General features: G+C 70.7%; 17 protein-coding genes and 1 pseudogene. 3 read left to right on the forward strand and 15 right to left on the reverse strand.

The annotated features are described in order from the left end of the window. Positions 1-117 precede the first annotated feature (117 nt). Together ACIA3K_RS17425 and ACIA3K_RS17430 are read right to left on the reverse strand one after the other, a co-directional pair. A complete protein-coding gene (locus ACIA3K_RS17425; protein WP_396802163.1) occupies positions 118-2,439 on the reverse strand; it encodes an amino acid adenylation domain-containing protein in 2,322 nt (773 codons plus the stop codon). Then, the gene (locus tag ACIA3K_RS17430) at positions 2,423-3,733 is read right to left on the reverse strand and encodes a condensation domain-containing protein (RefSeq protein ID WP_396802165.1); all 1,311 of its coding nucleotides are present in this window, start codon (positions 3,731-3,733) and stop codon (positions 2,423-2,425) included. The genes ACIA3K_RS17425 and ACIA3K_RS17430 overlap by 17 nt, the downstream gene beginning before the upstream one ends. Positions 3,734-3,972: 239 nt before the next feature. On the opposite strand from ACIA3K_RS17430, the gene ACIA3K_RS17435 reads away from it, so the two are divergent. Further along, positions 3,973-5,139, forward strand: a complete 1,167-nt coding sequence (locus ACIA3K_RS17435) for a MarP family serine protease (protein ID WP_396802166.1) — start codon at positions 3,973-3,975, stop codon at positions 5,137-5,139. A gap of 59 nt (positions 5,140-5,198) precedes the next feature. After that, positions 5,199-5,368, forward strand: a pseudogene (locus ACIA3K_RS17440) (MerR family transcriptional regulator); the annotation flags it as partial. Between the two features lie 56 nt (positions 5,369-5,424). Here the strand turns inward: ACIA3K_RS17440 and ACIA3K_RS17445 are convergent. The 3 genes from ACIA3K_RS17445 to ACIA3K_RS17455 all read right to left on the reverse strand — a co-directional run bounded on the left by ACIA3K_RS17445 (position 5,425) and on the right by ACIA3K_RS17455 (position 7,267). Then, positions 5,425-5,922, reverse strand: coding sequence for a hypothetical protein (locus tag ACIA3K_RS17445; protein ID WP_396802167.1), 498 nt, complete (start codon positions 5,920-5,922; stop codon positions 5,425-5,427). Further along, positions 5,922-6,440 (reverse strand): SigE family RNA polymerase sigma factor, encoded by a 519-nt coding sequence (locus tag ACIA3K_RS17450; RefSeq protein WP_396802169.1) that lies wholly within the window; start codon positions 6,438-6,440, stop codon positions 5,922-5,924. Before ACIA3K_RS17450 ends, ACIA3K_RS17445 begins: the two co-directional genes overlap by 1 nt. A gap of 119 nt (positions 6,441-6,559) precedes the next feature. Then, positions 6,560-7,267, reverse strand: coding sequence for a hypothetical protein (locus ACIA3K_RS17455; protein WP_396802171.1), 708 nt, complete (start codon positions 7,265-7,267; stop codon positions 6,560-6,562). 164 nt (positions 7,268-7,431) lie between these two features. Here ACIA3K_RS17455 and ACIA3K_RS17460 point away from each other — a divergent pair, with 164 nt between their 5' ends. After that, positions 7,432-8,016 (forward strand): hypothetical protein, encoded by a 585-nt coding sequence (locus ACIA3K_RS17460; RefSeq protein ID WP_396802173.1) that lies wholly within the window; start codon positions 7,432-7,434, stop codon positions 8,014-8,016. 126 nt (positions 8,017-8,142) lie between these two features. Here ACIA3K_RS17460 and ACIA3K_RS17465 read toward each other — a convergent pair whose 3' ends face one another. From ACIA3K_RS17465 to ACIA3K_RS17510, 10 genes are all read right to left on the reverse strand, one after another. After that, positions 8,143-8,604: a DUF4913 domain-containing protein gene (locus ACIA3K_RS17465; RefSeq protein ID WP_396802174.1), complete on the reverse strand. Its 462-nt coding sequence runs from the start codon at positions 8,602-8,604 to the stop codon at positions 8,143-8,145. A 42-nt stretch (positions 8,605-8,646) separates the two neighbouring features. Next, complete coding sequence (locus ACIA3K_RS17470; RefSeq protein WP_396802176.1) at positions 8,647-9,990, reverse strand: hypothetical protein; 1,344 nt, start codon at positions 9,988-9,990, stop codon at positions 8,647-8,649. 98 nt (positions 9,991-10,088) lie between these two features. After that, a complete protein-coding gene (locus ACIA3K_RS17475) occupies positions 10,089-11,897 on the reverse strand; it encodes a type IV secretory system conjugative DNA transfer family protein (protein ID WP_396802177.1) in 1,809 nt (602 codons plus the stop codon). Further along, entirely contained in the window at positions 11,894-13,621 is a 1,728-nt protein-coding gene (locus ACIA3K_RS17480) for an ATP/GTP-binding protein (RefSeq protein WP_396802178.1), read from the reverse strand. Before ACIA3K_RS17480 ends, ACIA3K_RS17475 begins: the two co-directional genes overlap by 4 nt. Next, positions 13,618-15,114: an SCO6880 family protein gene (locus tag ACIA3K_RS17485; protein WP_396802180.1), complete on the reverse strand. Its 1,497-nt coding sequence runs from the start codon at positions 15,112-15,114 to the stop codon at positions 13,618-13,620. The genes ACIA3K_RS17480 and ACIA3K_RS17485 overlap by 4 nt, the downstream gene beginning before the upstream one ends. A gap of 68 nt (positions 15,115-15,182) precedes the next feature. Next, positions 15,183-16,376, reverse strand: a complete 1,194-nt coding sequence (locus ACIA3K_RS17490) for a hypothetical protein (RefSeq protein ID WP_396802182.1) — start codon at positions 16,374-16,376, stop codon at positions 15,183-15,185. 12 nt (positions 16,377-16,388) lie between these two features. Continuing rightward, a complete protein-coding gene (locus ACIA3K_RS17495) occupies positions 16,389-17,099 on the reverse strand; it encodes a hypothetical protein (protein WP_396802183.1) in 711 nt (236 codons plus the stop codon). Between the two features lie 32 nt (positions 17,100-17,131). Then, positions 17,132-17,452 (reverse strand): hypothetical protein, encoded by a 321-nt coding sequence (locus ACIA3K_RS17500; protein WP_396802184.1) that lies wholly within the window; start codon positions 17,450-17,452, stop codon positions 17,132-17,134. Positions 17,453-17,532: 80 nt separating this feature from the next. Further along, positions 17,533-17,859: a hypothetical protein gene (locus ACIA3K_RS17505; protein WP_396802185.1), complete on the reverse strand. Its 327-nt coding sequence runs from the start codon at positions 17,857-17,859 to the stop codon at positions 17,533-17,535. After that, positions 17,856-18,389 (reverse strand): hypothetical protein, encoded by a 534-nt coding sequence (locus tag ACIA3K_RS17510; RefSeq protein ID WP_396802186.1) that lies wholly within the window; start codon positions 18,387-18,389, stop codon positions 17,856-17,858. The genes ACIA3K_RS17505 and ACIA3K_RS17510 overlap by 4 nt, the downstream gene beginning before the upstream one ends. Between the last annotated feature and the right edge of the window lie 172 nt (positions 18,390-18,561).

An 18,561-nucleotide genomic window follows, 5' to 3' on the forward strand; every position in this document is an offset into this window, starting at 1 on the left:
GCGATCCGGCAAGGCGCGGTTTCGTCCGGATACCGGTGTTGTATCCGGACGAAACCGCAACGCCGCCGGTCGTCGTCCGGGCCCGCCGCAGGCCGACCAGTTCTTATGAAACAACCCCTAGCCCGTCGCGCGCCGCTTCACGGGCGGGCGGGCGGCTCGGCCCTGGTGGGCGGCCACCACGTTCGCGACCCGCGCCACGGTGTCCGCGGCCAACAGGTCGGCCACCTTGATGTCCGCGACCAGCTGACGATTCAGCCGGCTGACCACCTGCATGGCAGCCAGCGAGCTGCCTCCCAGCGCGACGAACGAGTCGTCGGTCGCCGGCAGGGCCGGGAGGCCCAGCACCTCGCGCCAGGCGTTGCCCACGACGGCGAGCAGCTCGTCATCCACCTGTGGGGCCGGCCCTTGCCGGGCCGCGGACTCCGCCAACTGCCGGCGGGCGACCTTGCCGTTCGCGTTGACCGGCAGCTCCGCTCGCACCTCCATGCGTGCGGGCACCATCGCCGCGGGCAGGCAGGAACTCAGGTGGCGACGGGCGTCCCGGATCAGCGCCTCGGGCTCGACGTCCGGCTCCACCGGCACCAGGAACGCCGCCAGCGACCGGGCACGGCCCACGTCGTCGCGCAACGGCACCACGACCGCCTCGCGTACGCCGGCGTGCTCGCGCAGCCGCGCCTCGATCTCACCCGGCTCGACCCGGAGTCCGCCGATCTTGACCTGCTGGTCGACCCGTCCGATGAGCTCCAGCTCGCCGTCGGCACGCAGCCGCGCGAGGTCGCCGGTGCGGTACATCCGCGCATCCGGTTCCGCCCGGAACGGGTCCGGGAGAAACTTGGCGGCCGTCAGCGACGGTCGGTCCTGATAGCCCCAACCCACCCCGATGCCGCCGAAATACAGCTCCCCCACCTGGTCGACGGCGGCCGGGCGGCCCGCGGAGTCGAGGACGTAGGCGGTCTGGTTGACCATGGGCCGGCCGTACGGGATGGATCGCCAGGCCGGGTCGACCGTTCCGACCTCGTAGGTCGTGCTGTAGACCGACACCTCCGTGGCGCCGCCCATGCTGATGAAGCGCGCCCCGGGAAACGCCCGCCGCGCCGCGTCCGGCTGGGTCAGCGGCAACCAGTCTCCGCCGACGAGGAAGATCCGCAACGCACCCTGGCGACCGGTTCCCCACGCGGTCAGGAACAGCGTCAGCGCGGTCGGGACGCACTGGAGCACCGTCGCGCGCTGCCGCTCGGCGAGATCCGCCCAGTGCCCGACATCGTTCTCCCGCCCGCGCTCGGGAAACACGATGGCGGCGCCGGTCATGAGCGTGCCGACGGTGTCCTGGATCGACATGTCGAAGCTCGGCGACGAGACCGCGAGCACGCGGTCGCCGGGGCCGAGGCCGATCCGCTGATTGAGGTCGTCGAGAGAGTTCACCCGGCCGGCGTGGTCGAGCAGCGCCGCGTTGGGTTCGCCCGTGGTGCCCGAGGTGAAGATCGCGTACGCCAGGTCGGCACCGTCCACCGGCACCGGCGCCGGCCGCGACGCGCTCGGCATGCGCTCGACCGGGTCCAGGGTCAGCACGGGCGCCGAACCGTCCGCCGTCACGTCCTGACCCGCCTCCGCGACGACGAGGGCCACGCGACCGAGGCGGCGCAGTGCCTGCTGGCGCGCCGGGGGCAACAGTGGGTCCAGCGGCACGAAGGCCGCGCCGGCCTTCAGCGCCGCGTAGATCCCCACCGCCAGCGTCGCACCGCGGGCCGCGGCCACGCCCACCCGGTCACCCGGGCCGACGCCGGCTGCGGTGATCCGCTCGGCCAACGCGTTGGCCCGGCCGTCGAGCTCGGCGTAGGTCAGCGTGAGGTCCCCCTGCACCAGGGCGAGTTCGTCCGGCATCGCGTCCACCACCTGCTCGATGCGGCGATGCAGCAGGAACGGCGCGACGACGGGTTGGGCCGTCCGGTTCACCGCCTCGACCAGGTCGCGCTCCGCATCGGTACGATGATCGATGTCGTTGACGAGCGCGGCGTCCGGTGCCGCCAGGAACGCGTTCACATGGCCGGCGATCCGGGCCGGCGCCTCCTCGTCGTCGGGTGCCTCGGCTGTTCGTACCGTCGTGGTCCAGGCGTCGTCGGCGGGCTCGAAGCGGAACGTCACGGCGTCGTCCGCGGCCACTTCCACGGCCGGGCCCCGTACGTCGTCGACCCGTACGTCGGACCTGCATCCGCCCATCGTCTCGGCGGTGCTGGCGACCGGCACCGATCGCCACGACGCGGCCCCCGCGTCCCGGACCCGAAGTTCCGTGGGCATCGTGCCGTAGCGGGCCAGCAGTGTCCCCACCGCGGCCACGAAGTCGCCCGGTGCCGTGCGCGCCGGCTCGACCGGAACGGTCGCCGACCTGCCCGGCCCGGCCGTCCAGATTGCGGGATAGACAGGATCAGCGCGGTCCACCATCGGTGGTGTCCCCTTCCGGTCGGTTCAGCAGCTCGATCAGGTCGTCGGCGAATTCGCTCGCCCAACAGTGGTCGAAGACCTCGGTGGGGTACTCGAGGCTGATCGCCAGTCCGGTCGTCGTGTCAAGGAACGTACAAATGAGGTCGAATGTGTGCTCGCCCTGGTAGACGTCGAGTTCCACCGGGCTGACACCGGGCAGGTCCAGCGTGGCGGGCGCACTACCGCCGGTCCGCAGCTGCATGGCGATCTGGACGATCGGGTTCCGGCCGCTGGTGCGGCGCGGGGCGAGCCGTTTCACCAGGGACGAGAACGGCACCTCGTGGTCGATCGCGGCGAGCATGGTGGGGCCGAGGGAACGGGCCACGGCCTCGACTTCGGCGTCGTCGCTCACGGCACAGCGCAACACGACGAGATTGACGAAGTATCCGATGAGCGGCTCGAACTCGGGTTCCACCCGACCGACGAGCATGGTTCCGAACGCGACGTCCGACTCACCCGTGCGCCGCCGCAGCACCATCGCGAAGGCAGCGGCGAACAGTGCGAACAGCGAGGTGCCCGCCGCCGCGGCCCGGAGCCGTGCGTCGTCGGCCACGGCGGCGGGGACCGGGACGATCAGCCGGTCCGCGGCGAAGGACGGGCGGGGCGAGCGCGGCCGCCCGTTCGCCAGGTCCAGAACCGGCGCGCCGGCGAGCGCACTCTCCCAGTACGCCAGCCGGGCGTCCAGCTCGGCCGGAGGCGGCCACTCACGCTGCCACCAGGCGTAGTCGGTGTACCGCACCGGCAGCGTCGGCAGGACCGCCAGCGGATCCGCGCCGCGCCACAGCGCCTGATAGGCCATGGACAGCTCGTCCAACAGGATGCGCAGGGACCACCCGTCGCTCACGATGTGGTGCATGACGAACACGACCACGTGGTCGTCGTCACCGAGACGAAACACCGCCACCCGCAGCGGCCTGTCCACCAGCAGATCGAACGGCTTTCGCGCGAGGTCGTCGACCGCCTTCCGCACCTCCTGGGCGTCGGCCCCCGTGAAGTCGTGGTGCGACAGAAACAACTCGTCGACCGGGAGCACCTGCTGGAAGGGCTCTTCTGACTCGTCCTCCGGGAAGACGGTCCGCAACGCATCCTGCCGGCCGACGATCACTTCGAGCGCGGTGCGCAGCAGGTCGATCCGAAGTGGTCCGGTGAGCCGGTACGCCACCGGCACGTTGTACGCGCTGCTGGACGGTCTGAGCTGCTGATGCAGCCACAGCGCCTCCTGACCGAAGGCGAGCGGAGCGCCGTCGTCGATCATCGCCAGCGGTCGCTTCGCGGTGTTGCCCCCGGCGCATTGATCACGATGAGCATCCTAGCGAGCGGCGTCTGCCGAGTCATCCGCTCCGGCACCCAAAAGATCAAGGGAACCCATCCGATTCGGATACGTGCTCTCGACCTCACGACCCCCGGCGCCTCGCCCGCCCGGCTCGCCATGCCGCCCTCAGCGCGCCCTCCGAGCAGGTCGTCCACCGGGCACAGTGGTCGTACGATCGGCTTGTGTCCGTTGTGGATGTCGTCCTGCTTCTGCTCATGCTGGTGTTCGTGCTGAGCGGATACCGCCAGGGCTTCGTCCTCGGCATCACGTCGCTGTCCGGCTTCCTTCTGGGTCTGCTTCTGGGGATCCCGCTCGGCTCGATGCTGGCCGGGCAACTCGAGGACGCCGGCACCCGTGTGCTGGTCTCACTCGTGGTGATCCTCGGACTGGCCCTGGTCGGGACGACGCTCGCGGGATGGCTCGGCTCGCGCCTGCGTAGGACGATCACCAGCGATCGGGGCAGACGGGTCGACGACGTCGGTGGGGCGATCGTCTCGCTGTTCGCCGTGCTCCTGCTGGCATGGCTGATCGCCGTGCCACTCAGGTCGTCCTCGGTGCCCTGGCTCGCCGCATCGGTGCGCGACAGCGCACTACTCACCGCGGTCGACCAGGTCGTGCCCGAACCGGCACACCAGTTGTCCACCGCGCTGCAGGACAACGGCAGCTTCCCGCGCCTCGGGGATGCTCCGTCCACCCGGGCCCGGCAGGTCGACCCACCCGACCCGGCACTGGCCGGGTCGCAGGTGGCGGTCAACAGCCGACAGTCGGTGGTCAAGGTCGTCGGCTCCGCGCCCGCCTGCGCACGCCAGACCAAGGGCTCCGGCTTCGTCTACACCGACGACCGGGTGATGACCAACGCGCACGTCGTGGCCGGCGCCCGCTCGGTCGCCGTGGAGCTGGGCGGCAAGCGGTACGACAGCAAGGTCGTGGTGTTCGACCCAGGACGCGATCTGGCCGTGCTGCTCGTACCGGGGCTACCCGGACCGTCGCTGCGGTTCGCCGCCGGCAACGCGAGCAGCGGCTCCGACGCGATCGTGCTCGGGTTTCCGCTCGACGGCCCGTACAACGCACAGCCGGCACGGATCCGCGACGTCGACCGGATCGCAAGCCACGACATCTACCAGTCCGGCAGGACCGTGAAGGAGACCTATACGGTCCGGGCGCTGGTCCGCGGCGGCAACTCCGGCGGACCGCTGCTCTCCGCCAATGGCCTGGTGCTCGGCGTCATCTTCGCGGCGGCTCCCAACGACCCGGACACCGGCTTCGCGGTGACGGCCGAAGAGGCCCACCCGGTCGCGTTGGCAGGTGCCGAGCGCAACCGACAGACGGCCACCGGCGAGTGCGCCTGACCGTCGCATCGGCTCCCGACCGTGATCGACCGTGACCCGCACCTTGTATCTCAAGCGTCATGGAGATGAGTGAGCTGTACACCATCGGGGATGTCGCCCGGCGGACCGGCCTGAGCGTCAGCGCCGTCCGGTACTACGCACGCCGGTCGCCAGCACCCCGGCCGGCCACCGCCGGTACGACCTGACGGCCATCGCCCGGCTGGAACTGGTCCGGACGCTAAGGGAGGTCTCCGGCTGCGCGCCTCCGCCGCACCGGCCCCTTGATGCCTAGGCGCGGGTCGGCGGTCAGGAGGTGCAGAACGATGCCGGCTCGGTCAGGCCGAGCTCCGTGCAGTCCCATCCGTTGCCCTGGTCCTGGAATCGCCAGCCCGTGCCCGGGGTGTAGTGGAACAGGTAGATGAGGCCGCCAGCGCCCGGACGCTCCACGTCCACCGCCGCCCACGTCTGCGCGCACTCCACCGGCCTGGACGAGAAAGTCCACCCCGCCGGCAGTTCGACCAGGTCGCCGAGGACCTGGGTCGACGGACAGTCGACAGTCTGGGCACCGTCACCGGTGCCGGAAGCTGCGGGTGGCAGCGGTGGATCGGCCCGGTCGCGGGTGGCGACGGCGACCGTTCCGCCGATGGCGACGACCACCGCCACGGCCGCGGCCCCGGTGGCGAGCGCCGCCCGTCGTTGCGACTGACGCGACCTGCGCAGGGCCCGCTCGTACATGTCGGCTTCGCCGCCGTACTCACTCAGATCGGACATGGCCTGACGCAGCGGCCCGAGATCGTCGGTCATCAGGCCTCCTCCATCACGGCCGAGAGCAACTCGGGTGCGATCTCCCGCATGCGGGCCAGCGCCTTGCTGGTCTGACTCTTGACCGTGCCGACCGAGCACTGCAGCAATTCTGCGGTCTCGGCTTCGCTGCGGTCCTCGAAGAATCGTGCCACCAGCACGGCCCGTTGCCGCTGGGTGAGCTGGGCGAGAGCCTGGTGCAGGGCAATTTTGAGATCGGTACGGCGAGCATGGTCACTGCCGGGCTGCACCACGTCGGCCAGTTCTCCGGGCAGGGACTCGGCGACCTTGCGGCGCCGCCACCAGCTCACATGCTGGTGGTACATGGCTGTGCGGGTGTATGCCTCGAAGTGTCCGGGATCATTGAGCCGCCGCCGACCTCGGTGAGTGCGGGCCAGGGCATCCTGCACCAGGTCCTCGGCGAGGTGCCGGTCACCGGTCAGCAGGAACGCCGTCCGTAGCAACGCCGGCGAGCGGGTCCGAACGAACTCACAGAAAAGGTCGTCGATGGACTCCGCCATGCCCCCGCTCGTTCCCGCGTACCCCTAGGTCCGTCGGCAGCGGCGGCGATGCGGCCGATTGCCCGTGGCGCACACCATAGCCGGTGTGCCCCACGGGCAAGCGATCGCGGTCAACCCGATCAGGAGATGCAGAACGGCGCCGGCTCCTTGAGGCCGAGATCCGCGCAGTCGTACCCGCTGCCCTCGCCGTAGTACTTCCAACCCGTGGCGGCCACGTAGTGGAACAGGTAGACCCCGTCACCAGCCTTCGACCCCTGCGGATCGGCTCCCGCCCAATCCTTGACGCACTGCACGCTGCCGAAGGACACGCCCTTGGGCAGCTCGACAAGAGTCTGAAGAGTCTTCGCCGAAGGGCACTTGGCACTCGGGGCCGTACCGCCCGCCGGCTTCGCCGTCGTCGCAGGGTCCGAGATGCAGAACGGCGCCGGCTCGCTGAGGCCGAGGTCCTTGCAGTCCCATCCACTGCCCTGGTCGTAGTACTTCCAGCCGGTGTCGGCCACGTAGTGGAACAGGTAGACCCCGTCACCGGCGGTGGGGCCCTGCGGATCTGCCGCCGCCCAGTCCTTGACGCACTTCACCGTCGCCAGAGACCAGCCCTTCGGCAGCTCGACCAGCTTCGCCAGGGCCGCCACCGACGGGCAGTCGGCAGGACCGGCCGCCGGGGTGGTCACCGGCGACGCGGTGGGGGCGCCCGTGACCGTGACCGTGGCCGCCGGCGTCGGAGCGGACGTGGTCGGGCCGGAACCCGCTGACCCACCGGAGTCACAGGCAGACAGTCCGATAAGGACGGTGACGACGGGCAGCAACAGGAGGTGACGTGCAGACATTCCGAGCCCCTAGAGGTCGTGGCGATCGTCGCTTACAACCGGGTACATGCGATCCGTGGCTCTCAGGTTGCCGCCGCCCCGGAATTTTCTTCAGAGATTTTCGGCGGCACTCGGGTGGCTCACCGTGATCGATGACGTTGGGGGTCGCCGCTATCTTGTGGGCCATGAGAGCGGACAGTCCTTCGACGTACGAGGTTCGACAGAGCCGGCTCCGAACCACGGGCATTGTGGTGCTGTGCAGCCTGTTGCCCGTCACGGCCATGACGATCGGCCTTCAGGATCTGTCGACTCGCTACATGTTCTTCATCATCGGCCTGGGGTTCGAGGCCACCATCCTCGCCCTGTTCCGTCGTCGCGTGGGCAGCGCGGTACGGCGGGAGCTGCTCATCGCCATCGACGAGCAGGGCGTCTACCTGGGCCCGGACAAGTACGGCCGGCCGGCGATGCGCGAGTCGTGGTCCAACATCGACTCCATCGTGCACTTCAAGGGCTGCGTCTGGACGACCAGCTCCAGACCGAATCCGGACCGTCACGTAGGCATCGTCCGGGGCAGCAGTATCGTCACCTCCCGGGCGATCGACGGCTGGTGGTTCAGCGTCCGGCGAGCCGCCGCAGCCGCCGACCACTTCGGCGGAGGATCGCCGGTGCTCAGAGCGCCGTACTTCGATCAGGTGCCGCGCGAGTGGTTCCACACCATCCGCCTGCCGCGTGAGTGGCTCGCCGCCAACTCCGGATCCCGCGCGGACTGATGATGCTCCGGCTGTGGCCGGTCCGACCGCAGGCCGGCCGAGTCGCGGCGTTCACGGTAACCAGAACCCACCGGTGCGCCGGCCCGCCGTCCGATCCCCGGCGGGCCAGCGTATTCCGGTGTCAGCTCACCACCGCTCGGAGCCTTCACGTTCGATGGGTGGGCGCTCCTTGGCCCGGTGCGCCCCGGGTTTGCACCCCGCGAAGGGACCCGAAGGGTTGCGGAGCGCGGTCATGGTCGGACCGAGGTGGTCCCGGTGCCATTCGGAGGGGCCGGTCAGACTGGCCTTCGGGCCGGTCTTGTCCTGCCAGGCCAGCCAGAGCCCGTGGAAATAGGCGATGGCCTCGGTGTGCTCGATCCAGCGCGGGCACCACGGCGCCCCGGACGTCACCTCCTCCCCGTACACCGGGATCAGGAGCCGCTCCACCCACATCGACAACCGGCGCAGCTCTTCCACGTATTCGGGGCCGCTGTGGTAGAGAATGAAGAACGGCTCGCTCTTCACCTCGGCAGCAGGCGCCTCCCGCTGCGGCTCTGCGCCGGCACCGTCATCCCGGGCCGACTCGGCCTGCTGATTCTCACCCGCCACGGATACCGCCCTCACATCCTGCGACAACAGCCGGGCCGACCATCAGGATCCGGGCGCGGCGGCCCTGACCTTGTCCTTGCCCTTGCCCTTGCGCCGGTGGTGACTCGGGGCATCTTCTTCCTGCCCCCGCTCGCGGCCCTCCGTCCCCCTGGATTGCAGGCCGGCGGCACCGTGATGCTGATTGGTACGAGCCTCTTTCTCCATCTGGGCCCGCGCCCGCTTGTCGAACACCAGGGCCGCGACGAACCCGGCCGCGCTGACACCCGCGGGAAGAGCCGCCATCCGCATCGCGTTCCGGTCGAACACCACCTGACCGGGGTCCCCAGCGTCCGGTTGGTATGAGCGGTACACCTGAGCGGGGATGCCGGCGATCGCCCCGTACGCGATGGTCTTCGAGATGCCGTTGAGCGCCTCGTCCCAGTTCGGTTTCTCTCCCCTCTGCAACTTCGCGAATTCACCTTTGACTTTCCACAGCCCGTTCACGACCTCCGAGGCGTTCGCGACGGCGACAGCGCCGACAACGCCCGCGGGGGCGACGAATGCCCTCGCCAGCGCCTCCCCGGTGGTTCCCACGGCAGCGCAGAAGATGGCCGCCTGCTCCCAGGTCGCCCAATGTCTCTTGCCCGCCGCGTCGATCCGCACGACACTGGTCTGATCCTGGCTGCGGCGGTCCGGGCTGGCCGTCAGCTCATAATGATCAGAGGGCGCCAACTCGAAGACGCTGGCATCGGAATCCGCGCCCCGCATCGAATGATCAGAGGGCGCCAACCCGTAGACGCTGGCATTGGAATTCGCGCCCCCCACCGAAGGATAATAGGACCCAGACGGCGAAGCGACGCCCACGTCCAGGCTCGACCCCGGCTCCGGGGCAACGACCACGCCCAATTTGCCATCGTCAGTCGACACGATACTGACCGGCTTTCCTTCGAGGGCGGCATGAAAGCCGGCGTCGAGCCCGCTGTAGTAGCTGCTGTGCTTTCGGTCGACATCGAGCCCCGGCCGCTCATCCACCGGCGAAGCTGGGGAGTTCCCGTCCCCCATGAGCCGATAGTCGTTGTCGATACGCGTATAGAAATCGTGGACCGTCCGCCCGTCCGTCGGCGAATACAGCAACTGGGTCCGGGGTTCTGGGTAGCGTTCGGGATGCGGCGGCGGCGCGGCGGCGTACTGCGCGTAGTACTGCGTGCCGCTGTAGGAATTATCGTTGTAGTTCTCTGCGGTCTGGTCGGCGTACCCGCCGTCACCCGGCCCGTAGGCCGACTGCGACTGGTCACGTCCGGCAGAACTGCTCGGCCCCGCGTACGGCTGCGAGTTCTGCCGGTCGTAGGCGCCGGGATAATTGCCATCCCGTTCGAGGTAGTCCCATTCGTTGTAACGATCCGCCATCTCTACTCCTCCTGCCAGGTCTGAAAATGGGTACCCGATCTACGCGGCGCACCCGGCCACGGTTCATGAGCATCTGAAGATTTTCTGACGCTGAAAAGTCACCGGTACGGTGCCGGGGCGGGCGGCACCTGGATCGGTTCGGGGGCCGGCGGACGACCACCGAACGCCTTCCGGGCGGCCCGCTCGGTGATGGCGGCGACCTCCCGCTTGGCGGCGGCGGAGATGCGGGCGGCGTCGGGCTCCTTGTACCAGGGACGCAGCCGGATGACCGCCGGGCGGATGCCGGTGGCCAGCAGCAACGCGGTCCCCTTCGGCAGCGCGCGGATCTTGTCCGCCGGAAGCACGTTCTCCTGCCGGTACGACGTGGAGCGCGAGGTGCCGTCGCGGCTGCGCGAGACGCTGACCGTACTCACGTCGTGCAGTCCCACCAACTTGGAGATCTTCTCCACGAAGTCGGCGTCGTCCAGGCCCGCACCGAGCAGCTTGATCGTGGCAGCGCCCCACAGGGCGTCCATTCCCGCGTCACCCCAGACCCGCGAGCCCTGCCGGTAACTCTGCAGCAGCGTCACCACGTTGATCCCCCGGGAGCCCAGGTGGGAGTAGAGGTCGGGCAGGTCGGAGATGCGGCAGACGTTCGCCGCCTCGTCGAGCACCGCCGTCATCGGCGGGTCCAGCCGCCCGCCCATCCGCTCGGCGGCGACCACCCCGGCCCGCAGCACGGCGTCGGCGATGCCGGCGATCACTCCGGCCGCCGAGCCGCCGCCGTCCTTCGAGAGCAGGTAGAGCGTGTCTCGACCGAGCACGTGCCGGTCCGGGAGGAACTGCGGCAGATCCGGGTCACGGGACACCCAGGCGAGGATCTCCGGATCGAGCAGGCAGGCCACACACTGGCGGGCCGTCTCGTAGATGCCGTCCCGGGTCTCCACCGCGCCGCGTACCGTTCCCTGCAACTGCTCGGCCATCGCGCTCATCCCGGCGTCGCGCAACAGGTCGATCGGCGTACGGTCGGCCGGGTCGGCCAGCCAGCCCAGCAGGTCCGAGATGGTGGCCCCGCCCCGGGCGGCGGCGAGGAACAACGCCGTGAGGGTGTTCTGCGCGGCCGAGATCCAGAAGTCCTTCTTGGTCGTGTCGTCGTTGACCGAGGCCACGAAGTGCCCGGCCAACCGCCGCGCGCCCTCGATCGTCACACAGTCGGCGAGCATGTCCCACCACATCTCGCGGGGCGCGTGCGCGATGCTCTGCGGATCGAAGGTCCAGACCGTGCCGATCTCTTCCCGCTCGGCCCGGGTCACCGCGTACACATCGGATTTGTTCGAGGTGAGCAGCACCGCGCCGCGGGCCCGGAGCACGCGGGGGATCGCGATCCCGGTCGACTTCCCGGCACGCGGCGCCATCAGGTCCAACTCGACATCCTCGTAGGAGGACCGCAGCTCGGGTCCGTGCGGCATCAGGTCGCCGAGGAGGTTCCCCCGCTCGTCCGGCGGCAGGTCCCGCAGTCCCGTCAGTGAGGGGCGCAGCTCGCGGGCGCGGGCCGCGAGCCCCGCCGGGGCCAACGACGCCAACTCGTGCGCGCCGGCGAGGCCCTTGCCACGCCCGCGCACCTCCACGACCTTGCGGGCGGCCAGCACGGCGAGCAGGACGACCAGCACGGCCAGCACCACCATGCCCCCGTAGACCGCGAACGGCGCGACCCCCGGCCAGAGCACCCCGGTCCGCCCGGACACCAACAGCACGTACGAGTCCAGCGTCAGCGGTGGCGGGTGCCAGCCGTGCAGGGTCACCACGGCGCCGAGAGTGCCGCCGAGCCAGGCCACCACGAAGATCACCACGTTCGCGAACACCACCGCGGTGAAGACCCAGAAGAACAGGTCGGCGCCCTGCGGACGGCCACCGCGCGAACCGCTCACGACGCCCACCGCCCGCCGTCGGACACCAGCTCGGGCCGGGTCGCCAGATTGCCCAGCTCGGCCTCCGCCTCGAAGGCCACCATCCGGGCGGCTGCCCGCTCGGCGGCCTGCTCCTGCGCGTACCCGTTCTGCACCCAGCGCAGGTTCGTGTCGTGCAGCCGCCGCTCGGTGTCGGTGATCGTGACCCGGATCGGGATGCCCGGTCGTCCGCCCACCTTGATCAGGAAACGGCCACGACCGGGCGGCTCCTCGTTCGTGCCGCTGCTCGCCCAGCCGGGCGGGGACGACCACGACGAGACCAGCTCGATTTCCCGCCGGGACATGCCCACCACCCGGCCCAGCTCCTGCATCTCGGCCATCGGCAGGCCGGCGCAGGCGACGATCCCGGCGCGTTCCACGAAGCCGCGTGCCTTCGCCCGGTCCGCGTCGGTGCCCAGCGCCTCGGCATCCTTCAGGGTGTGGGTGATCTTCGCGTCGCCCAGGCCCAGCGACCGGTTGAGCCTCGTCAGGGCATCGATCCGGTCGACGATCCCCGACGCCGCCCGCAGCGGACGCCACAGCTCGTCGAGGATGGTGAAGAACCAGCGGCGCGGCGCCAGACCCGCGTCGGCCAGGGCGTGCGAGGCGGCCACCGTACCCAGTCCGTCGGACCAGGCCGCGAGCATCGCCGCCGCGGTGAGCTGGGTGTCCGCCTCCCCGATCCGGGAGATGTCGATGCACACCGCCGGGGCGTCCGGGTCGATGCGGGTGGAGGTCTCCGCGCCGAAGGTGTCCCCCAGCGCGCCGTCGAGGATGCCCAGCAACGACCGGTGTAGCGGGTCCACCGCATCCCGGTACCGGGTCTCCTGACCCCGGTCAAGGGTCACCGCACGGACCCGGTCCGGCCCCTCCTCCAACACTCGCAGCAGGTCGGGCAGCAGGGCCGCCCGGTGACTCGGCGTCCGTTCCCGCAGGTGACGCAGGCAGGCGGAGAGCACCGCCTGCTCGTGGTCGTCCAACGCGCGCCCCCGCACGATGGTCAGCAGCGCCGCCACCATGTTCAGCACCCGCCCGTGGGTCTCGGCGGCGAGCGCCTTGCCCGCCTGACCGCCGATCCGCTCGGCGGCGATGCCCATCGCCCCCGGATCCAGCACGTTGATGCCGCCGACTCCGCGCCCGATGGGGATCACCTGGCCACCGAGCGCGCGAACCGTGTCGGCGTAGTCCGGCTTGAGGTCGCCGAGCACCAGCGGGACCACGCCGGTGGCGGCCAACCCGACGGCCATCCGGTTGATCAGCGTGGACTTACCCAAGCCCGGCATGCCCAGCATGAACAGCGACGGATTCGAGATGTAGCGGGCGCGGGTGAACCAGGAGAGCGGATCGCCGCAGACCGTGGCGCCGGTGAAGAGGTGCTGCCCGATCGGCACGCCGGACATCGGCGCACCGGAGCCGGCGGAGAACGGCCAGAGGCCGCACGCCTGCACGGTCGTCGCCCGCCACATGGTCGGCGAGTCGAGATAGCCGACCCGGCCACCGCCCCGGCCCGCCCAACCGCGCGTCGACTCCGGCACGGCCGGACGCTTCCTGGGCTTCTGACTCCGGGTCACCGGGACACTTGCGGTCGGGTCGCCGGTGACTCCGGTCAGTGCGGTCCGCCCGCCCGAGTTGCCGGCCGGCCAGCCGGCACCGAGATCACCCGCCCGCAGGACGCTCCCGCCGGAGCGGGCTCGGATGTCGGTCACATCGCCTCCTGGAGTTCGTGCGGCAGCAGGGTCTGCTCCCAGGGCAGGATCCCGACCGGGAGCGTGCAACTGAACGCGGCGGCCTGCATGCGGTTGGCGGGGCGCATCGCGATCCGGCTGGAGCCGGTCATGTTGCGCACGACCACCGAGGCGTCGTCGAGCTGGTCGGGGGTGTCGACGGTGATGGTGAGCATCAGCGAGAACTCCACCAGCCCCGCACCGGTCGCCTCCTCGGCGGCGGCCTGCTCGGCCGCGCGTACCTCGGCGCTGGCGCGGGCCTGCACCATGCCGCGCTTCGACGTCGCCATGAACTGCGCCGTACGCCGGTCCGACTCGACGATCCGCGCCGAGGTCGCCGGGTCGAGCGGTCGGTACAGCAGGGCGACACGTTTGCGCCGGGTCGCGTCGGAGGCGTCCAGCATCGTGCGCAGCACGCTGGCCCGCACCGTGCCCCGGGGAGCGAGCGTCAGCAGCCAGGTCCGCGAGACGCCAGAGTCATGGTGGTACGCGTCGACCGACTCCACCGCCGCGACCGGACCCGCGTCCTCCCACTCCAGACCGGTGTGGCCGTGCTCGGCCCGAACGTTGAGCACGTCGGCCGCGCAGGCCGGGTCGTACGCGACCCGGACCATCTCGGCGATCTGCTCGGCGCTCAACGGCTCGGCCACGCCACCGCCCGCGCTGACCAGCCCGGTCAGCAGACTCGGCACCCGGATGGCCAGGTCGGCGACGACGTCCTCGGGATCGCGGCGCGGCCCGCCGGGCGCACCGTAGGTGAGCGTGATGTAGGAGTTCATCTCCGACGAGGCGGACGGGTAGTCGTCGACCACCTCCTGCATGACCGCACGGGCGGCGGCCGGCGCGTCCGGGGCCAGGCGGGGCAGGATCTCGTTCGCCAACCGGGTGCCCGGATCGGGGGCGGTCTCGACGACGACCGAGGCGCCGCGCAGCGCCGGCTCGTGGGCGAGCCGAGCCAACCACTCGCCCCAGAGCGCCACCCAGGTGTCGACCTGGTCCGGGTCGACCAGGGAACCGCCGTCGGGCTCGCACCGCAGCACGATGGTGTAGAGGTTGCGTCCCTTGTGGTGCAGGACACCGAAGGCGCGGTCGTAGGCGTCGCGGCCCTCCAGCGCGCTCACCCGGGTGAGCAGGCCGGGCGGACGGAACCGACCGCCCGGCCGGGCGGACAGCGGGCCCGAGACGTAGAGGTGTTCGCCGCGAGACCTGCGCTGTGACCAACCGATGCGCAGGGACAGGAGTTGATAGACGTTGCGCCCGTCCTGGGTGCGGACCGCCAGGGGCGCCACCAGCGCCACGAACGGGATGCCGACCACCACCGCCGCGCCGAGCGAGATCATCGACGCGAACAGCACCACGACCAGGCCGCCGAAGACTCCGACGGTGCCCACCAGACCGAGCGGGCCGAGGCCGGCCCGGCGTGGTCGCCGCCAGTTGCCGTACGTGGGTTCTACCGCCGCTTCCACCGACGTCACCGTGATTCCTCTCGTTCACAGGGGGGTCCGTCCCCGGTCGGCCCGTGCCGGTACCGTGGCCGGAGACCTCAGTTGTTGTGTCCCGCGTTACCGTCGGCACCGTCCACGGCGCCCGTCACGATGGCCCTGCCGTGCCGGCCGGCGCGGACCGCCGCGTCGGTGGCCGCGCCGGTGACGACGCCCGCCGCCCGGACCGCGCTGGCACCCCGGCCCGAGCTCTGGTCACCCTTCGGCCCATGTGCTCCGCCGGCCCCCTGGCTACCGGAGGGACCTCGTCCACCGGCTCCGCCCTGGCCGGGCCCCGAGCCGCGTGCGCCGGACGGAGCGCCGCCCCCGTCGTAGGCCATCGCGGAGCCGGCGACCTTCTTCGCGCCGGACGCGATCCCGCCGACCACGGACGAGGCGGCGGCGCCGGACGGGTCGCTCGTGCCGAGCGCCGCCGTCGCCGGGACGATGAGCTTGAGCAGGGCGGGCATCGCGATCGCGGACAGCAGCAGCACACCGACACCGGCGATCCGCATGTGCACCAGGCTCGTCCGGTTACCCTCGGCGATCATCGCGGAGCCGGAGAACATGATCAGGCCGACGGCCGGTTTGTAGATGAGCCAGGCGATCAGCCAGCCGATGTGCTTACGCCACCACCCGGTACCCCAGTTCGTCATGGACGCGGCGGCCGCCATCGGCAACGTTCCGAGCAGCATGGTCACCACACCCAGCCGGATGTAGAGCATGAGGACGTGCACGATCGCCGAGAGCAGCAGCAGGAAGGCGAGAAACAGCAGGAGAAACGCCTCCATGGTGGTTCCCAGGTCGATGCACGGGACGCTCTTGACGAGATTCAGCGCCGCGCTCGAATAGAGGTGGTCGGCGTAGTCGTCGGAGAGCCTCACGACGTTGGCGGCGACGAACGTTCCGGCGCCCGCGACCAGGATGACCCGCAGGAAGCCCTGGATCGCGGTCCGGCCGGCCTCACCCCGCCGGTCGAGTGCCATCTTGGCCGCCGCGAAGAGCACCGAGCCGATCGCCAGGTAGGTGACGACCCACTCGATCTGGTCACTGATCTGCCCCGGGACGCCGGCACTGGTCTCGCTGAAGCCGGGACCGAGGGTCGGCACCGACTCGCTCAACTCGCCGAAGATCTTGATCGCGGCGGCCAGGATGATGTTCGCCACGATCCGCATGAGCGTCCCGATCGGATCGCCGAGGAAGTCGAAGAAGCCCGTACCGCCGCTGTCGAGCGCGTCTCCGGGAGCGCAGTCCATGTCGGCCCTCGCTCACTTCGTCCACATGATGAAGCCGGCGTTCGCCACGACGGTCTCCGACGCGGTACGCACCTCACCGACCCGGGTCGGCTGGACCTTCCAGTCGCCGTCGTCCCACCGCACGTCCACATCGGTCGCGACGTACTGTCCGGCCGTGGTCTTGACGAGCAGTCGCACCTGAGCGGCCTCCGGTGAGTACGTCACCACCCGGTAGCCGACGTAGCTGCCGTGCTCCTGGCCGGTGCCGGGTGTGGCGAAGCCGAGCCGTCCGGCCAGGACGTCCCGGCCGGCGCCCGCCATCACCTGGTGATCCACGGTGCCCCGCCAACCCTGCTCGCCGAGCTGGGTCGGCACCACGTGCGCGGCCAGCACCGCGCCCAGCGGAGAGTGCGCGAAACATCGCAGGAGCTGCCCGCCCGCGTCCCTCGGGCCGCTGCTCGCGGAGACCGGTATCCGCTTCCCGCTCTCCAACACCTGCCAGGTCAGATCGTCGGGAGGAAGGGTCGACGTCGGGGACGCCGTCGTCGTCGGGGCGCACGGGGCCGGTGGCGTGGTCGCCCCGCCCAGGGTGGTGGGGTCTGCCGGTCCCCCGCCCCGACCGGTCACGGCGATGGCCACGGCGAGCAGGGCGGAGCCCACGATGAACGCGGCCGAGAGGATCCAACCCTGCTGTCGCCAGAACGGCGGATCCTCGCCGGAGCGCTGTCTGTTGTTGCCGAACATGATGCGCCGCTCCCCTGCTGGCCGGTCGACTGTCAGAGGAAGAAGTCCGCGAGCGGGCCGGCGGCGGAGACCAGAATGCAGCCGCCGAGCACCATGCCGAGCCGGGACATGTGCTCCGAACTCTCGCCCCGCTTCATCGAGACGGCCATCATGACGCCGGTGATCAGCACGCCGGCGGTACCGGCGGCGGTCCCCGCCCAGGCGAGCAGACCGAGCAGCTTGTCCACGAGGTTCTTCAATGGATCCGGCGCCCCGGGCTTGGGGTCGAAGACCCCCCGGACCGGCCCGGGGAGTTCCGGCACGCGGACGGTGACCGAGGCGGCAAGGGCGTACGGAAGGTCCGTCAGGTTCATGGGGTGCATCTCCTTGAGGGGTGGGTCACCGAGGTGACCGCAGGGAAGATCCGAGCTGTTACGACAGAGGGGAGGCCTGCTCACAGCCCGAGGTCGCCGAACCAGTCCACCAGCGGCCCGGCGCTGGTGCCGAGGGCGCAGGCGGTGAGGACGATGGTCAGACCGCGGAAGTGTTCGCTTTCCTCGCCGGGTACACCCCGGTTGAACTGGATCGCCATCCTGATGCCGACGATGATGAATCCGGCCACGCTGGTGGCGGTGACGCTCCACGCGAGCAGGTTGAGCAAGGGCTCCAACCCTCCGCCTCCGCCGCCGAGTGGGTCGTACTGCGGCAGCGGCGCGAGCGACGGAAGGGGTTGCCGGTCCGACGCCGGCACACCCTGGAGCGCTCCGGCCACGGGGATCACCGCGTGCTCCCGGGCCGCTCGCGGCCCGCACCGACGGCGTCGGCCAGGCCGAGCAGTTCCTTCGGCACCTGCCGGGGATGGATCCCCAGCCGCAAGGTGGGCAACCACGGCACCTGGTGCACCGGGGCGATCGACCGCAGCACCCTGATCCGACGCGCGAGCGGAAGCGGGAGCCGGCCGGGCGCGTCCGCCACCAGCACCACCCCGACCAGCCGCATGCCGGCCGGATGACGGCCCTCACGCAACGCGTTGAGCGCCCGCCCGGCGGCGCCGAGGCCCCCCGCGTTGGTACGCGCCACCAGCAGCACCGCCGCCGGCTCCCCCAGCGCGGCGTCCGGCCAGCGGCAGCCCAGGTCGATCCCGCCCAACAGGCGCGTGAGCGTGGTGGTCCCGGCACCGCCGTGCGCGGCTATCCACCCGAGCCCCTCTTCGGAGAGAGCCCGCCGTGGGCTGCCCCCGACGCCTCCGCCGGCCGTCGGATGACCGGCCGGTCCCGGCCGCGCCCTGTCGACCGCTGCTGCGGCACCCATCCGAATCACCACCCTCCTGCTGTCCGCACCGTTCTTGAGGTCCAGGTCATCGGTTCGGCTTTCGGCCGCCGCCGTTGAACCACCCGCCGCTTCGTCCCGTTGGACCGGCGACCCCGACCTGATGACGGACGCCTCTACGGGGAGCCCCTGCCTCCGGTTCAAGGCCAATTCC

It is taken from the genome of Micromonospora sp. NPDC051543 (assembly GCF_044454415.1).
Classification (GTDB): Bacteria; Actinomycetota; Actinomycetes; order Mycobacteriales; family Micromonosporaceae; genus Micromonospora.

What these genes read in the sequence shown, in the direction of transcription:
- ACIA3K_RS17425 (WP_396802163.1), bottom strand. Translation starts at nt 2,439, where the DNA reads ATGGTGGACCGCGCTGATCCTGTCTATCCCGCAATCTGGACGGCCGGG.
- ACIA3K_RS17430 (WP_396802165.1), bottom strand. Translation starts at nt 3,733, where the DNA reads ATGATCGACGACGGCGCTCCGCTCGCCTTCGGTCAGGAGGCGCTGTGG.
- ACIA3K_RS17445 (WP_396802167.1), bottom strand. Translation starts at nt 5,922, where the DNA reads ATGACCGACGATCTCGGGCCGCTGCGTCAGGCCATGTCCGATCTGAGT.
- ACIA3K_RS17450 (WP_396802169.1), bottom strand. Translation starts at nt 6,440, where the DNA reads ATGGCGGAGTCCATCGACGACCTTTTCTGTGAGTTCGTTCGGACCCGC.
- ACIA3K_RS17455 (WP_396802171.1), bottom strand. Translation starts at nt 7,267, where the DNA reads ATGTCTGCACGTCACCTCCTGTTGCTGCCCGTCGTCACCGTCCTTATC.
- ACIA3K_RS17460 (WP_396802173.1), top strand. Translation starts at nt 7,432, where the DNA reads ATGAGAGCGGACAGTCCTTCGACGTACGAGGTTCGACAGAGCCGGCTC.
- ACIA3K_RS17470 (WP_396802176.1), bottom strand. Translation starts at nt 9,990, where the DNA reads ATGGCGGATCGTTACAACGAATGGGACTACCTCGAACGGGATGGCAAT.
- ACIA3K_RS17490 (WP_396802182.1), bottom strand. Translation starts at nt 16,376, where the DNA reads ATGGACTGCGCTCCCGGAGACGCGCTCGACAGCGGCGGTACGGGCTTC.
- ACIA3K_RS17495 (WP_396802183.1), bottom strand. Translation starts at nt 17,099, where the DNA reads ATGTTCGGCAACAACAGACAGCGCTCCGGCGAGGATCCGCCGTTCTGG.
- ACIA3K_RS17500 (WP_396802184.1), bottom strand. Translation starts at nt 17,452, where the DNA reads ATGAACCTGACGGACCTTCCGTACGCCCTTGCCGCCTCGGTCACCGTC.
- ACIA3K_RS17510 (WP_396802186.1), bottom strand. Translation starts at nt 18,389, where the DNA reads ATGGGTGCCGCAGCAGCGGTCGACAGGGCGCGGCCGGGACCGGCCGGT.